This window comes from Legionella pneumophila subsp. pascullei (assembly GCF_900637585.1).
Lineage (GTDB): Bacteria > Pseudomonadota > Gammaproteobacteria > Legionellales > Legionellaceae > Legionella > Legionella pascullei.
Genome location: NZ_LR134380.1, coordinates 552,666 through 568,116, shown reverse-complemented (window position 1 = coordinate 568,116; position 15,451 = coordinate 552,666). Strand labels below are relative to the sequence as shown.

Sequence of the window (15,451 nt, the reverse complement as noted above, 5' to 3'; positions counted from 1 at the left end):
ACCTTTATTCAGATTGTGAAATTTGCCCAAACCTTCTTGCCCGCTTACCAAAAGAAGTCAATGCCAATTCAAACTCATGCTCATTAAAATCAGGCCAATGAACATCAGTAAAATACAGCTCAGTATAAGCTAGCTGCCAAAGAAAAAAATTACTTATCCTTAATTCACCACTAGTTCGAATAAATAAATCGGGTTCTGGTATACTATTCGTATCAAGAAATTGAGCGAATACTGCTTCGCTGATTTCATCACATGTCAACTTTCCATCCGAAACAGCGTGTATCATTTTTTTAGCCGCCGTCACTATATCCCATTTTCCACCATAATTCACAACAACATTTAGAATTAATTGTTGATTATTCTTAGTCCGGGCTTCCGCATCACCCATTTGCTTTTGTAATACTTGGGACAAAGGCTCTCTATCGCCAGTAAACTTTAATCGTATTCCATGCTGGTTTAAATCGTCTATCTCTTTGCGCAAGGCCTCCAAAAACAACTCCATAAGAAAATTGACTTCTGTCACTGGCCTTGACCAATTTTCAGAGCTGAATGCGAACAGGCTCAAACAGGGAATTTTTTTTTCCAGACAACAATTGATAATCTTTTTAACTGATTCAAGGCCTGCCTTATGTCCCTCTACACGGGGCAAACCGCGGCTTTCAGCCCAACGCCCGTTTCCATCCATGACAACAGCAATGTGCTGAGGTAATTTATGGTTCAAAACAACTTATCCGACTAATCAAAATGAGGCATAGTCTAACCTCTTTAAGATAAAAATTTAAGTACTACCTTAAGAAATCAATTGACCTTGTTTATGAAACACCTCATTATTAAACCTAAATAAATTTACGTAACGAGTTGTCACTTTTCGTCATGAATAACAGAAAGGAGATAATTCTAATGACCTATAGTGCCCTGCGTCGTTTTTGGCTACGGTTATCTGTACAAACTCCATTCATCCCTTTGCATTATCTCGGGACGAACCAATGCATCAATATTTCAACCCAAACGTTATACAATACGCTATTCATCACTAAGACCAATGATCAATACCTGTAGATGAGGACATAATGAAAAAAACTACCAATCGATTCGTAAAAACCCAGTTATTCGCAATGAGCATAAGCTTGTTGGCTTTTTCCTCTATAACTTATGGTGAGTCGAATGGTAGTTTTGCTTTGTCCGAGCATTGGTCCATGGGACAACAAATCAAACTACGATTTGATATAAATGAGGTTCCCCAATCCGGTGTTGTATTACATTTAAAAAATGGATTGGCACTAACAGCCGGGGATATCATGAGTCTTGGTGATCTGTATGGAATTGTAGGAAAACCAATTAGTCGTGGCTTAACAAAACTGGAAAAGCAAACTCGTTTCAAAGAGGTTTTCAACAGTTTTGCCAAGAATATTACTGCAGTTAGTGAGGTAGAAGATCTTAATTCCGTTATCAGAGCGGAAATGCGCGAAGTAGAATCAGGAATTGCAAAAGGAGAAACCGCTGAAGCCATTTATAAACGAATTGGGAATGAAGTTGGACGTCAAATCAACTGCATCACAGGGGGTGGTTGTAATAGCCTTACCTGGTGGTTAAATCCAGGCAGATATCTAAAATTAGCCATGGAAAACTATGATCACTTTACACCAAATAATCTAATAGCTTATAAAAGTGGCCACCTTGTTGCAATGCAACAGGCATTAAAAGCAAAACGAACAGGAAAACGCTCTGATTTAGAAATCGCCTATGCGATGGATGCTTTTGCCTGCCACTATTTATCGGATCACTTTGCTGCAGGTCATTTGCGAACTCCCAGAGAAGAATTATCAGCGATTATCACACCAACCGTCCTTGGTGCGTTGTTATCCAATTATATGCATAATGAAGAAAATAAGTATGGGATTCATGTGACTAATAATCTGGGAGAGCAATGGCTAGTTTATGGTGATTACTCCTACTTTAATCCTTTTAATCAAACCAACCAGCAAATGCTCTTAAAAACCTTGCAAGCTTCTGCTGATGAAATATTTGAAGCCTATTACTCAGGAGTCCTACCGGAAAAAAATCAAATAGAGGACATGATCCCGCACATCACAAAATTAAATGATGAAAATAACATGGATATTGCTCCTATGTTCTATTGGGATGAAGAGAACAAACAGTTGTTACGCAGAACCAACTTGGCAAACCCTTATGACAGACATTGGACAAATAGTTGGTGGGGTTGGAGTACGTTATTATTGTTAAAAACACAATATGGTATAACCTCGACTGTGCAATTGAGTTTAAGCAAATATTTGTCTCAGTACGTACCAGAAGAATTGCAAGATAATCCTTTGGTATAAGAGCAAAGCCATAACAAGCAACTATACTCTTAATTATCGCACAATAAGGGGCACAAAATTAAAAAGGAGTTTATTATGAGTAAGGAGATTAAAAACCTGATTCTCAAAGCAGTTATTTTATTTATCAGTCTAACTGCCTTTGTTAACCATGCCGTGGCGATGAATCTATTAGGAATAGGGCCAAATCCAAAAAATCTACCTAAAGACGATGATGTAAGAGCTACTTTTAATCATTGTAAATCCTGTGATAAATCAACTACTCCTCCTTTAGTCATTACAACTCCTGTACCCATTATTTATTATCCAGGGTGTCGTCCAATCCAATCATGCGATGCTTATGGCCACTGCGAACAAAAAGAAGATTGTTACTAAATTTAATAAACCTGTGAACCTTTGCTGAAACTATATACCTCTTATCGCCGCGAGGGTATAATTATCATTTTAGCCCTTTAATTGTACAGTTTAGGATTTAGGTCATGTCTCATAATGCTCCCCTGGTACTCATGATTCTTGATGGCTGGGGCTATAACGAAAATGATAGATACAATGCGATTGCAAAAGCCCATACCCCTCAATGGGATGAATGGTGGCAAACCTGCCCTCATATTCTTTTGCAGGCCTCTGGCTTGCCTGTTGGTTTACCTGATGAGCAAATGGGTAATTCAGAAGTTGGGCATATGCATATTGGTGCTGGTCGAGTGATACAACAAGACTTTACTCGCATTAATGAAGCAATAAAGAACGGAGAATTCGCTAAAAATGCAGTTTTCCATGAAGTAATTGACCAATTGCAGAAAACAGAAAAATCGCTTCATATCATGGGGTTACTCTCTTCGGGCGGAGTGCACAGTCACGAACAACATTTGTTTGCTTTACTTGCCCTTTGTAATCAAAAAAAATTCAGATCCGTCCATCTGCATTTGTTTCTTGATGGCCGAGATACTCCCCCACAAAGCGCTCTTGATAGCCTGAAATACCTGAATGAAGAACTTGCCAAACACCCTGTTGCAACCATTAATTCGATTTGTGGTCGATATTATGCGATGGATAGAGATAAACGTTGGGAGAGAGTAGAACCTGTTTATAATTTATTAACACAAGGCAAAAGTGAACGCCAGTTCCCTGATGCTGAAACTGCAATTCATTTCTATTACAAAAATAAAGTTTCTGATGAGTTTGTTCCACCTACCCTTATAGGAAAAGGGCATTCTATACAAGATGGTGATGCCGTCCTGTTTTTCAATTTTCGTGCTGACAGAGCAAGGCAATTAACTACTACATTTCTTGATCCTTTGTTTAAAGGATTTGAAAGAAAAACACGGCCAAAGCTATCCTATTTTGTCTCTATGACCCAATACGACAAAAATTTATTGACCACAATAGCATTTCCACCTGCTCCTTTAAATAATACCTTGGGTGAGGTATTGTCTTCTCATGGCCTCAGTCAATTACGTATTGCTGAAACTGAAAAATATGCTCACGTTACCTTTTTCTTTAATGGCGGGTGTGAAAGTGTTTTTACGAATGAAGAACGCATTATGGTACCCTCTCCTCAAGTGGCAACTTATGATCTGCAACCAGAAATGAGCGCACCTGAATTAACTAAAACTCTGATAGCCGCTATCAATAGCCGAGATTATAATGTCATTATTTGTAATTATGCCAATGCGGACATGGTTGGACACACGGGAAATTTTGAAGCTACTGTTCAAGCTATAGAATGCCTCGATCAGTGCATGCATCAGGTTTGGCAAGCCCTTAAAAACAATGGAGGTAAATTATTGATCACAGCTGATCATGGAAATGCCGAAGAAATGTTTAACGAATCAACAAATCAAGCTCATACAGCACATACCAGTGATCCGGTTCCTTTTCTTTATGTAGGTGGGGGCTGGCACTTCATTCATTGTGAAGGAAGTTTAATTGATATAGCACCTTCTTTACTTACATTATTAGGGATAACCCCGCCTTCGGAAATGACTGGACGTATCCTTCTGGAAAAAAACCATGCGCATGCCTAGCCTTCCTAACTGTTTATCTAGTACTCGTCTTGGTTTGGCACTTGTGCTCATTCTATTTTTTTGTAATGGCCTTGAGGCAAAAACTGCTCCAAATTCTATCACTCAAACACAAGCCAAACTAAAACAGTTAGATGCCAAGATTAACAAACTAAAGCAAGTTTTAGCCAATGCACAGGATAAACGGATTGTTCTAAACCAGGAACTGGGCAGCACGGAAAAACAAATTGGAGAAGGAATACGCAAGCTAAGAATCATACAAGCCAATATGTCCGCAAAAGAAAAAAGCATTGCCGAATTGCAAGGAAAAATAAGTCACTTAAATGAACGATTACTAGCTCAACAGGAAATGCTGGCAAACCATGTCAGGGCACGTTATCAGATGGGGGAATACCAACCTTTGAAATGGCTCATTAATCAAGATGAGCCTTTTAAGATCAACCGAATTTTAACCTATTATCAGTATATAATCAGATCTCGTCAGCAGTTGATTGATGAAATTGCTCGAACCCGACAAAATCTTAACGACAGTAAAACCAAGCTTGGGAATGAACTTGCAGAAAACAAGCAGCTGCAATTTAAGTTATCACAAAATCAACAACAGCTAGAGCAAAATAAAAGATACCATAGCACGCTGATTCAATCCATTGATAATGATATACAAAATAATCAACAATCCTTAAAAGATTTTCAAAAAGATAGGGACAATTTATCTCATCTCTTGAAGTCATTATCTCAACAAAGTGTCATTCAAAGCGGCAGACCGATCACTGGAATGCGCAAAAAATTGCCGTTACCAATCCAAACCACACATAGATCTTTACGTAGAATGAATCAAGGGGTGACATTTTTTGCCGATGAAGGCTCCATAGTTACTGCTGTTTACCCAGGAAAAGTCGTCTTCAGTGATTGGCTAAAAGGTTATGGTTTGCTTCTTATTATTGACCATGGCCACGGGTTTATGACTTTATACGCACACAATCAATCTCTCTTCAAACGCAAAGGGCAAATCGTCCAACAAAACGAGCAAATCGCAAGCGTAGGCCATACCGGTGGAATTAAGCAAAACGGTCTATACTTTGAGATAAGACAAAGAGGAAAAGCGGTCAATCCGTTAGACTGGTTGTCTTAAAGCTTAGCCGCTGGCATTTAAATTGCATAATTAAGAATACGCAGGTGGCTAATTTCATGGCCTTGCATCTGAGGAGATTGCTATGGTTATTAAGAAACTATTTTCCGGTTCTTTGGCATTGGTTTATGCCCTAACTCTGATGCTGCCTTTGACCGTGTTTTCGGCTGAAGAAACAAACTCAAATTATTCTAATACAAAACGAATTCCGTTGGAAGATGTACAACGATTTTCTAATGCCATCGGTGAAATAAAGAAATACTATGTGAAACCAGTTGATGATAAAGAATTATTTGATAACGCAATTCGCGGGATGCTAACCGGTCTTGATCCGCATTCCAGTTATCTCAATGAAGAGGAATTCAAGGAATTGCAAACATCAACCAGTGGTGAATTTGGTGGTTTAGGTATTGAAGTCACCATGGAAGAAGGTATTGTTAAAGTAATCACCCCCCTTGTAGACACTCCCGCATTTAAAGCGGGGATCAAATCAGGTGATTATATTATTAAACTGGGTAAAGAGTCAGTTCAAGGTCTTTCTCTTAAAGACGCTGTTAATTTAATGCGCGGCAAACCTGGTACTACTATAGAATTAACCATCTTGAGAAAAGGGGTAAACAAACCTTTAACTTTTGACTTGATCCGTGAAGTTATTCAAATAAAAAGTGTAAAAAGCAAAATGTTAAGCGAAGGTTATGGTTACATTCGTTTAACTCAATTCCAAGCTTTAACTGGCAAAGACATGATTAAAGCAATAGAACAATTAAAACAACAAGCCGGTGGCAAATTAAAAGGATTAGTATTGGATTTAAGAAATAACCCTGGAGGTTTACTTGATTCAGCTATCCAGGTATCCGATGCTTTTCTTGGCAATGACAAGGCAGGTAAGCAAGAAATGATAGTCTATACGGAAGGCAGATTACCTGGTTCCAAATTTACTGCCCTGGCTAATCCAGGGGATGTATTGGACAATGCCCCTATCGTTGTTTTAATCAATAATGGTTCCGCTTCTGCTTCAGAAATTGTCGCTGGGGCATTAAAAGATAATAAAAGAGCTATCATCCTTGGTACAAAGAGCTTTGGAAAAGGATCTGTTCAAACCGTGTTACCTCTTGATGGCAAAACCGGAATAAAATTAACCACAGCACTTTATTACACCCCATCAGGAGTCTCCATTCAAGCCAAAGGAATAATTCCTGACATCATTGTAGAAGAAGTAGACGTTCCTAAAAATGCCGTCAAAAAAGACACTCTGGCTGGTTTTACTGAAGCTGACCTGAATGGGCACTTGATTAACAAAGATAATTCAGAAAACACTGAGTCTAAAAACAACCAAATTCAAACAGGAGATTTAATACACGAGGATTATCAATTATATGCTGCGCTCACCGTATTGGAAGGCATGGCGTTAGCTAATAGGTAATGACAAATTAGACCATCCCGCCTGAAATCATCGGTTCATTGTAAATCGATGATTTCAGGTTTTATTTTCTATCTAGACCGTATGAATCTCGCCTTTTTTCACAGTTTTTACTTCAGATTTGGTAAATAAAGAACCCTTATCATCCAAAACCATGGTTCCCATTACCCCGCTTCCATTGGCAATATCATGGAGTTGATGAACGACTTCCTCGCTTGTAACAGAACCTTGTGTTCTTATCGCCATCACTATGCTTTTATTCAAAAGCTGAAATAAATCAAATGCATAACCTGCTTCAGTTACAGGATAATTTAAATAATTTTGTTTAAATTGATTAATAAAATCAGGCTGCATCTCATGAGAATCAACATACCATTGACCTTCAAATACCTTTACCACTTCTGGAGTAGCGCGCTCAACTATACTGGTAATAGGTACATGCAGTTTATCTACTCCCATTTGTTCTTGTATTAATTTGATATCATCAGGTGATGCCATTACCAAATACATATCCGCATTTTTGCTTTTAATTCTGTTAGTTAATCCTGAAAAATCCTTATTCCCGGGTTCAAAAAACTCAGAGGCAGCCACATCAATGTGAGAATCAGCCTGCAATTCTTTTATAACACTATGTGTCAAAACGGTTGAGGAAGGTTGATTTGCCGTAATAATTCCCAAGTGATGAACCTGCTGACGTTTTAATTCGTTAACCAAAACCCTGGCCTGTTCATAAACTGGATTCCAGACAATAAAATTATTCCTGCCGTCTGCAACTTCAGAATCATTAGTCAGACTGAAATGAATCAAATTATTTTTCTTAGCAATGGGGGCTGCTATTAACCCAGTTTCCTTCCCTCCCGTTACCAATACATTAATATGATGGGTATTAATAAATTTTTGCAGCACAAGAGCAGCATTCTTATTTTTAGAAAGTTGATCCAGAGTATAAAAGTAATAATGAATATTAGAGGACTGCAACTGTTCACTGCCCATCTCCATTGCAGCTAAAATATTTCTTCCAATAAAAGCAGAATGGCTGGAAAACGGAGCATAGATGCCTATATGAACATCTACCTGGTGTTTATCCTTTGTACCAATTTGAGATTCATGAGCATAGGAAAAATTGACAAGAATGAGCGCAATAACAAACACAAAGAATGATAGAGTTGATCTGGGCAAGAAATAGGGCATTTTCTTCTTCCATGGGTTAAACCTTAAAAACATTCTGCAATGAATAATAAAAAAATACAATCATTATCATTTCGTAAAAATCATAATAGATTTTATGGTTAAACTGATATTCTGTTGGGAATCCTGCAAGATTGTGAGATAATATCTGCCCAATTAATGATCACTGCGAAATTATGAACATTACCAGGTTACTCTCAATTTTTACCAGCTTCTTTCTTTTGAGCCCAACATACGCCAGTATTGATTCCTATTTTAGTCATATAAAAAAGGATTCCAGTGCGCTTTATGCTTTTTTTAAAACGATGCCCAAAGGTGGTGAGTTACATTATCATTTGGCTGGGGGAGCCTATCCTGAAACCATGCTGGCACTTGCCGCAAATGGCAACTACTGTCTGGATAAACACACCTTTGCGGTAAGTAAAGATTCTTCTCATTGTGATGGAGTTAATATTAAAGAAGTCTTCAACTACCCTGAACTCTATTCCAACATAATTAAAGACTGGTCTATGAAAGATTTTATACCGGGCAGAGAATCAGGCCATGATCATTTTTTCAATGGATTTATCAAATACATGCCCATAGTTTTTGACTATCAACCTCAATTGCTTGCAGATATTGTTCAACGTGCCGCCCAGCAAAAAGAACAATACCTGGAAATTATGACAATCCCGGACAATGCCCACTCATTAACTTATGGGGATTTAATCAAAGATATTCCTTCGTATGACCAAAAAAGACGCTTGTTATTAGCAAATAAAGATTTCCAAAACAACATAAAAAATACTGTTTTGGAAAGTGACCGAATTCTTGCTAAAGCATCACAAGAATTAGGCTGCAACGACAACCCTGCTTCCGATTCCTGTCGTGTAAAAATTAAATTTCTCTATTATGTACTTAGAGAGCAGCCCGTTGATAACGTCTTTGCTCAAGCCTTGAACGCGTTTGAGGCTGTATCCAAGTCCAAGGAGAATTTAATTGGAGTAAACCTGGTGCAACCAGAAGATGGGATTATTTCTTTGCGTGATTACCACAAGCACATGTCCATCTTTGAATATCTGCATCGAATGTACCCGAATGTTCCCATTACCTTACATGCCGGAGAATTATCTCCCCAGGCAGTGACACCAGAAAATCTGAGTAATCATATTCGTGATGCCCTGCTGATTGGCCACGCGCAAAGAATTGGCCATGGCGTGGATATCGGCTATGAAAACAACTCAGAAGATACCTTAAAATACATGGCTAACCATCACATACCTGTTGAAATAAACCTGATTAGTAATTTAAAAATTCTGAATATATCCGGCGACAATCATCCCCTTAATTATTATCTTACTCATAATGTACCAGTCGTTTTATCCACTGATGATGAAGGGGTGCTAAGAACAGACTTAACTCAACAATATGTAGAGGCAGCCAAAGAACATGGTCTTAATTATCAGCAATTAAAACAAATTAATAGAAACACATTAACTTATTCCTTCTTACCTGGAAAAAGTATATGGGCTAATGCCGATAAAGCCGAATTGGTTCCTGATTGTCATGATCTTGGAAGCAAAAGCTGTCAAAAATTTATTGCGCACAACGAAAAAGCAAAATTGCAATGGAATCTGGAACAACAATTAATCGCCTTTGAGAAGAATTACTAAACTAATTTGCAAAAAAATGAGTCCATATTAGGAGAAATGCGCAATATAATTTCATTATGCACTAATATGGGACTCATAATCCAAGGTTCTATTGATCCAAAAATAACATCAACGCCTTTTGTACATGCATCCTATTCTCACTCTGTGTAAAAATGATAGATGATGCGCTATCGGGTAAAGTGGTAGAAACTTCTTTTCCCCTTTCCATAGGCATGCAATGCATAAACACCGAATCGGGTTTTGCATGGGACATTAACGTTTCATTAACCTGAAACCCTTTAAAAGTCTTGTCCGCTTCAGGATTATCAAATCCCATACTAGTCCACACATCAGTATAAACAGCATCCGCTTGCTTCACGGCCTCCTCTGGTTTATCAAAACAAGAAATCATTTGATTCCCTATCCTGCTTTGGGCTTGCTTTACAATAGCCTCATCAGGTTGATTTGATTTAGGGCAACAATATTGAACCGTGACACCTAACTGAGGTGCCAAAAGCATCAAACTATGCAAAACATTATTGCCATCCCCTATGTAAGCCAGGGTTAATCCTTTCAAAGCACCAAATTGTTCTTCAAGACTTAATAAGTCAGCAAGAATTTGACAAGGATGATGTAATGCAGAGAGACCATTAATAAGAGGAATTTTTGAGTATGCAGCCATTTCTTTTAAAATCTTGTCGTCATGTGTTCTAACCATTACGAAATCAGCGTAGCCATTTAAAACTCGAGCCATATCAGCCGGAGTCTCCTGCTTTCTTAAGTTACTGATGCTTTCGACAACGATACCCCCCATACTCTGAATCGCTAAGGCAAAACTCAAACGGGTTCTAAAGGAAGGTTTTTCAAAAATCATCACTAAACTTTTATTGGCAAGTGCCTGATTATATAATTTTGGCTTTTGTTTTATTGCTCTGGCCTGACTTAAAATCAATTGAATTTCTTCCCTTGCCAACTCAGTGCCAGTAAGAAAATGCCTTGGCTTGTAATCAACGGCAGAAAATGGAGTGTCTGTATCCTTATGAGCAACAAAATCAACAGCCTCACTGCCCGTCTCCAGTCCAAAAATAGCTTGTTGCAAATTAATGACAAAAGTATTGGTCTTCACTTCATTAATTGTAGATAGATTGTTGTGAGATTGAATTTTATCAAGACTATCGTCTTGAGTTTCAATAGAGCTTGTATTAGTCGAGGTGGAGAAAGACATTCTTAGCCTCCTTTTAATAATTCAGTCAGTGAACATTGTTTTTCTATTGCTTCTGCAATCCATAACCCAACTTGATGATGTGCATCACGAAAAGGAGTACCCTTCATCACTAATGACTCCAGAATGGCAGTCGCATCAAGATAACCACTTTGAGCTTGAGTTCTCATTAACGGGGTATTAAAAATCAGACTTTGCAAAAAAGGAGTGATCATTTGCAGACAAACGACTATCGTATTAATCGTATCAAACAATCCCTCTTTATCCTCTTGCATGTCTTTGTTGTAAGCTAGGGGCAGGCCTTTCATTACCGTTAAAATAGCCATTAAATGACCATAAACTCGCCCCGATTTACCACGAATCAATTCAGGAACATCCGGATTTTTCTTGTTAGGCATCAGTGAAGAGCCTGTAGCAAACGCATCATCCAAAGTAACAAAATTAAATTCCTGGGTAGACCACAGAATCAAGTCTTCACATAATCTGGAGAGATGCATCATGATCATTGCGGCAACACTGCATAATTCAATGACAAAATCTCTGTCACTGACCGCATCAATAGTATTAGGAATAATCCCTGTAAATCCCAGGGATTTCGCTACCCATTCTCTATCAAGAGGTAAGGTACTTCCAGCCAGTGCCCCGGCCCCCAAGGGAGAATAATTCATGCGTTTAAACCAATCCTCTAGTCTGCTCTTATCCCGACTAAACATGGATTGATACGCGTTAAAATAAGTCCCTAACGTGACAGGTTGGGCTTGCTGTAAATGAGTATATCCTGGCATTAAATCTTGTTGATGTTTACTGGTGAGATCATCAAGACAATCGATAAGCCCCGTTAAAAGTTCATTAATGAGATAGCCTTTATCTCTCGTATATAAACGAAGATCCAAAGCCACTTGATCATTGCGACTGCGGCCAGTATGTAATTTTTTACCCAACTCGCCTAATTTTTGAGTCAGGAGTTGTTCAATAAACATATGTATGTCTTCTTCATCACGTTCATTAAATGAATATTGACCTTGCTTTATCTCACTTCTGATTTCTTCAAGAGCAGAAAAAATCGCCTGGCTTTCAGCTTCTGTTAAAATCTTCTGTTTAGCTAATTGCTTCACATGAACCTGACTGCCATTAATGTCCTGCTCAAAAAGCACATGATCAAAAGACAATGAAGCGTTGAACTGATTCACGCGGCTATCCAAAGATTTCTTAAATCGTCCTCCCCATGTTTTATTAGTCATAATTCCCTCCCTGGTGTACCTGGCTATAGATTTTAGCGGATAAAGAAAAGAGGTTAATGAATCCTTCAGCATCCTTTTGGTTGTATACATTATCCTCTTCAAAAGTAGCTAATGCTGGATGATGCAGGCTATAAGGAGAGTGCATGCCAGCAGGAATAATATTTCCTTTGAATAACTTTAACTTAACACGACCTGAGACATGCTGCTGTGTCACATCAATGAATGCATCCAAAGCCTGTTTGGTTTGTGAAAACCATCTTCCTTCATAAACTAAATTGGCATAAGTTTGCTGCAAAGATTGCTTCAAATGTAACGTTGAACGAGTGAGACATAAACTCTCAAGAAGTTTATGTGCTTTATAAATCACTGCAGCAGCAGGTGCTTCATAAATCCCTCGAATCTTCATCCCAACTAATCGATTTTCAACAATGTCTGCTACACCAATACCATGCTGGCCTGCCTTTTGATTTAATGTATTTAAGAGATCAACTGGAGAAAGTACTTGTTCATTTAAGGCGACAGGAACGCCTTTTTTGAAATCAAGAATAATCATTTCCTCTTCATCAGGGGTCTGCGATACAGGACTGGTCATTAATAAGACATCATCAGGCATCTCCTGCGATGGATCTTCAAGCACGCCCCCCTCATGAGAAATATACCAAATGTTATGGTCTCGCGAATAAGGCGATTTGGGAGTCACTGGCACCTCAATACCATGTGCTTCAGCATAAACAATCGCTTCCTGTCTTGACTTAATATCCCAACTTCTCCAGGGAGCAATAATCTCAAGCTGAGGTGCTAGAGCCTTAATCGAATATTCAAAACGCACTTGATCATTTCCTTTGCCGGTGGCCCCATGTGCAACGGCATTGACTTGTTCTGTCAAAGCAATTTCAACAAGTTTTTGAGCAATTAAAGGTCTTGAAATGGTGCCCAAAAAGTATTGATCTTCATATAAAGCCCCTGATTTTACCAAAGGCCAAAGATACTGAATTACAAATTCATTCTTCACTTCGACAACATACGCCTTGGATGCGCCACTTTTGAGCGCTTTATTTTTTATAGCATCAAGATCTTCCTGTTGTCCTAAATCACAAATAACAGCGATTACTTCAGCATGTTCATAGTGCTCTTTAAGCCAAGGGATCATGATGGAAGTATCCAAACCACCGGAATAAGCTAACGCAATTTTTTTTATAACCTTTTTCATAATATTTCCCCCTGGTAAAACTGCTGTAGATATATAATAGGATCAGACACCTCTTGGGTTTTAAAGTCTGCAATTAGTTTCCCTTGCTTTACGACCAATAAGCGCTCTGCAATATTGGATAAAAAAAACAAATCATGAGAAGCGATAAGCATGGTTATTTTTAGCGTCTTCACTGTATTTAATAGAGCAATGACATCATTAGTGGTCGCCATATCAAGCCCAGAAGTCGGTTCATCACAAAGCAATAAATCCGGTTTCATCATTAAGCTTCTAGCCAGGGCGACACGTTGTTTTTGCCCTCCAGACAATCCTTTTGGGTAAGAATGTGCTTTATCTGACAAACCTAACATAGCAAGTAAAGCCCAAGCGTTTACCATATGGTCTGCGGTTTTATCATGGAGACTCGGCGCATAAATTAGGTTATTGAGTACTGTCATGTGCGGAAATAATTGAAAATCCTGAAACATAAATCCGCTTTTTGCTTCACACTGGATAGAGCCTGAATCGATTGACTCCAATTGTTGTATGCATCTCAATAAAGTTGTTTTTCCACTGCCAGAAGGCCCTACCAAACCGACAATACTGTTTGCTTGAATACTTAAATTAATCTCATCAAGCACTTGGGTATTGCCGATTTTTTTAGATGCGTTAATGACTTGCAACATAATGCCCCCTTTTTTCGATTTTTTTACCCAGTGATTCAAGGAGTAATACCAAACTGTAATAATAGAAACCCGTGATACATAAAGGCATAAAATAAGTAAATTGTTGTGCTGCCAACGTTTGGGCCTGACGCATTAAATCCATGCCTCCAATAGTGGAAATCAAGGCTGTTTCTTTTAACAAAGCGATCATTTCATTGATCATTGCGGGAAAAATATTTCTTATCACTTGAGGTAAAATAATATCTTTCCATAAGTAAAAGGTAGGAATTTGCAGCGTAAGGGCTGCTTCAAATTGCCCCTTGGGTAAACTCTCAATTCCGGATCTTAAAATTTCAGCGAAATAAGCTGAACTATTTAAACCAAAAGCAACAATTCCAGCTACTAAAATACTTGGTCGCATACCTAATAAAACGGGGACTGCGAAATAAATAAAGCTTAATTGCAAAATGAGTGGTGTGCCTCTCAATATTGATATGAATCGGTTTATAAAAAAACAAGCAACTCCTTGATGTCTGCAAATCGACAAGAGAGTTCCTAGTAATACGCCAATCAGCATACCTCCTGCTAATAACTGCATAGTTAAAACTATTCCTTTGCCAATGAAAAACAGATTTTGAACCATCTCCGTCATATTGACCCCTTAATCCAAATGGATTCTAGCTTTTGAATTTCACCCTTCGCTTTAAGATTTTCCAATGCGGAATTGATTTCATCCGTTAGAGGAGAACCTTTTTTTAAAACCACACCATAACCTTCATTAGCTTTCGCTATGATGGAATAAGATAGTCCCCGATATTTTTTGCTATAAACACTTCCTTGTGCACCATCCATAAGGACAACATCAACATGGCCAGCGATTAAGGCTTCTATCGCTTGATTGTTATTGTCCAAAGCCGTAATTTCAGCTTTCGGAAAATGTTGATGAAGCCATATTTCCATAACACTACCCAGTTGGACTGCTATTTTTTTCCCTGTTAATTGCGAGATCTCTTTCACTGGCTGTGAAGTATCAAAAACTGCTGCCATTCCTTCAAAATAATAAGGTTTGGAAAAATCAAAATTTTTCTTACGTTCCTCTGTAATAGTAATTGTTGCAATTGCAAGATCATCCTGGCCTGAATTCACTGCAGGCAAAACCGCACTAAACTGCATGTTGTCAAAAACGGCTTCTTTGCCCAACTCTTTGGCGATCAACTTAGCCAAATCAATATCAAATCCTTGTATTTCTCCATTTTCAATATATTCAAAAGGTGGATATTCTGCTGAAGTGGAGAAACGCAATATATTTTGGTTTTTTTGCTCACTACAACTAGATATAAGTATAAAAAAACTGATAAACGACAAAAGAAAAATGTTTTTCATTGAATATGAATCCGATATTTATT

Annotated in this window: 15 protein-coding genes; 7 read left to right on the top strand and 8 right to left on the bottom strand. The window is 38.2% G+C overall.

The window, feature by feature from the left end:
* Positions 1-4 precede the first annotated feature (4 nt).
* Positions 5-721, bottom strand: coding sequence for an undecaprenyl pyrophosphate synthase (locus tag EL201_RS02630; RefSeq protein WP_027223571.1), 717 nt, complete (start codon positions 719-721; stop codon positions 5-7).
* A 179-nt stretch (positions 722-900) separates the two neighbouring features.
* Between EL201_RS02630 and EL201_RS15625 the strand changes: the two genes are divergently transcribed.
* The 6 genes from EL201_RS15625 (at position 901) to EL201_RS02605 (ending at position 6,912) form a co-directional block, all read left to right on the top strand.
* On the top strand, positions 901-1,059 hold the full coding sequence (locus tag EL201_RS15625; RefSeq protein WP_154219816.1) for a hypothetical protein: 159 nt from the start codon (positions 901-903) through the stop codon (positions 1,057-1,059).
* Between the two features lie 11 nt (positions 1,060-1,070).
* Positions 1,071-2,342, top strand: coding sequence for a hypothetical protein (locus tag EL201_RS02625; RefSeq protein WP_027223570.1), 1,272 nt, complete (start codon positions 1,071-1,073; stop codon positions 2,340-2,342).
* A gap of 75 nt (positions 2,343-2,417) precedes the next feature.
* Positions 2,418-2,714 (top strand): hypothetical protein, encoded by a 297-nt coding sequence (locus tag EL201_RS02620; RefSeq protein ID WP_027223569.1) that lies wholly within the window; start codon positions 2,418-2,420, stop codon positions 2,712-2,714.
* 104 nt (positions 2,715-2,818) lie between these two features.
* Entirely contained in the window at positions 2,819-4,363 is a 1,545-nt protein-coding gene (gene gpmI, locus EL201_RS02615; protein WP_027223568.1) for a 2,3-bisphosphoglycerate-independent phosphoglycerate mutase, read from the top strand.
* A complete protein-coding gene (locus tag EL201_RS02610; RefSeq protein ID WP_027223567.1) occupies positions 4,350-5,492 on the top strand; it encodes a murein hydrolase activator EnvC family protein in 1,143 nt (380 codons plus the stop codon). The genes gpmI and EL201_RS02610 overlap by 14 nt, the downstream gene beginning before the upstream one ends.
* A gap of 82 nt (positions 5,493-5,574) precedes the next feature.
* Positions 5,575-6,912 (top strand): S41 family peptidase, encoded by a 1,338-nt coding sequence (locus EL201_RS02605; RefSeq protein WP_027223566.1) that lies wholly within the window; start codon positions 5,575-5,577, stop codon positions 6,910-6,912.
* Between the two features lie 72 nt (positions 6,913-6,984).
* On the opposite strand, the gene EL201_RS02600 is transcribed toward EL201_RS02605, so the two are convergent.
* Positions 6,985-8,100, bottom strand: coding sequence for an ABC transporter substrate-binding protein (locus EL201_RS02600; protein WP_027223565.1), 1,116 nt, complete (start codon positions 8,098-8,100; stop codon positions 6,985-6,987).
* Between the two features lie 173 nt (positions 8,101-8,273).
* Here EL201_RS02600 and EL201_RS02595 point away from each other — a divergent pair, with 173 nt between their 5' ends.
* Positions 8,274-9,749: an adenosine deaminase family protein gene (locus tag EL201_RS02595; RefSeq protein ID WP_027223564.1), complete on the top strand. Its 1,476-nt coding sequence runs from the start codon at positions 8,274-8,276 to the stop codon at positions 9,747-9,749.
* Positions 9,750-9,837: 88 nt separating this feature from the next.
* On the opposite strand, the gene argF is transcribed toward EL201_RS02595, so the two are convergent.
* Genes argF through EL201_RS02565 form a run of 6 tightly spaced genes read right to left on the bottom strand, consistent with a single transcriptional unit; the run spans position 9,838 to position 15,428 of the window.
* Positions 9,838-10,953, bottom strand: coding sequence for an ornithine carbamoyltransferase (gene argF, locus EL201_RS02590; RefSeq protein WP_027223563.1), 1,116 nt, complete (start codon positions 10,951-10,953; stop codon positions 9,838-9,840).
* A 2-nt stretch (positions 10,954-10,955) separates the two neighbouring features.
* Complete coding sequence (gene argH, locus EL201_RS02585; RefSeq protein ID WP_027223562.1) at positions 10,956-12,191, bottom strand: argininosuccinate lyase; 1,236 nt, start codon at positions 12,189-12,191, stop codon at positions 10,956-10,958.
* A complete protein-coding gene (locus EL201_RS02580; protein WP_027223561.1) occupies positions 12,184-13,401 on the bottom strand; it encodes an argininosuccinate synthase in 1,218 nt (405 codons plus the stop codon). The genes argH and EL201_RS02580 overlap by 8 nt, the downstream gene beginning before the upstream one ends.
* The gene (locus EL201_RS02575) at positions 13,398-14,066 is read right to left on the bottom strand and encodes an ATP-binding cassette domain-containing protein (protein WP_027223560.1); all 669 of its coding nucleotides are present in this window, start codon (positions 14,064-14,066) and stop codon (positions 13,398-13,400) included. The genes EL201_RS02580 and EL201_RS02575 overlap by 4 nt, the downstream gene beginning before the upstream one ends.
* Positions 14,050-14,697: an amino acid ABC transporter permease gene (locus EL201_RS02570; RefSeq protein WP_027223559.1), complete on the bottom strand. Its 648-nt coding sequence runs from the start codon at positions 14,695-14,697 to the stop codon at positions 14,050-14,052. The genes EL201_RS02575 and EL201_RS02570 overlap by 17 nt, the downstream gene beginning before the upstream one ends.
* On the bottom strand, positions 14,694-15,428 hold the full coding sequence (locus EL201_RS02565; RefSeq protein WP_027223558.1) for an ABC transporter substrate-binding protein: 735 nt from the start codon (positions 15,426-15,428) through the stop codon (positions 14,694-14,696). Before EL201_RS02565 ends, EL201_RS02570 begins: the two co-directional genes overlap by 4 nt.
* Positions 15,429-15,451: the final 23 nt, after the last annotated feature.

Coding starts and splice junctions, on each gene's coding strand:
- EL201_RS15625 (WP_154219816.1), top strand. CDS start 901: ATGACCTATAGTGCCCTGCGTCGTTTTTGGCTACGGTTATCTGTACAA.
- EL201_RS02625 (WP_027223570.1), top strand. CDS start 1,071: ATGAAAAAAACTACCAATCGATTCGTAAAAACCCAGTTATTCGCAATG.
- EL201_RS02620 (WP_027223569.1), top strand. CDS start 2,418: ATGAGTAAGGAGATTAAAAACCTGATTCTCAAAGCAGTTATTTTATTT.
- gpmI (WP_027223568.1), top strand. CDS start 2,819: ATGTCTCATAATGCTCCCCTGGTACTCATGATTCTTGATGGCTGGGGC.
- EL201_RS02610 (WP_027223567.1), top strand. CDS start 4,350: ATGCGCATGCCTAGCCTTCCTAACTGTTTATCTAGTACTCGTCTTGGT.
- EL201_RS02605 (WP_027223566.1), top strand. CDS start 5,575: ATGGTTATTAAGAAACTATTTTCCGGTTCTTTGGCATTGGTTTATGCC.
- EL201_RS02600 (WP_027223565.1), bottom strand. CDS start 8,100: ATGCCCTATTTCTTGCCCAGATCAACTCTATCATTCTTTGTGTTTGTT.
- EL201_RS02595 (WP_027223564.1), top strand. CDS start 8,274: ATGAACATTACCAGGTTACTCTCAATTTTTACCAGCTTCTTTCTTTTG.
- argF (WP_027223563.1), bottom strand. CDS start 10,953: ATGTCTTTCTCCACCTCGACTAATACAAGCTCTATTGAAACTCAAGAC.
- argH (WP_027223562.1), bottom strand. CDS start 12,191: ATGACTAATAAAACATGGGGAGGACGATTTAAGAAATCTTTGGATAGC.
- EL201_RS02580 (WP_027223561.1), bottom strand. CDS start 13,401: ATGAAAAAGGTTATAAAAAAAATTGCGTTAGCTTATTCCGGTGGTTTG.
- EL201_RS02575 (WP_027223560.1), bottom strand. CDS start 14,066: ATGTTGCAAGTCATTAACGCATCTAAAAAAATCGGCAATACCCAAGTG.
- EL201_RS02570 (WP_027223559.1), bottom strand. CDS start 14,697: ATGACGGAGATGGTTCAAAATCTGTTTTTCATTGGCAAAGGAATAGTT.
- EL201_RS02565 (WP_027223558.1), bottom strand. CDS start 15,428: ATGAAAAACATTTTTCTTTTGTCGTTTATCAGTTTTTTTATACTTATA.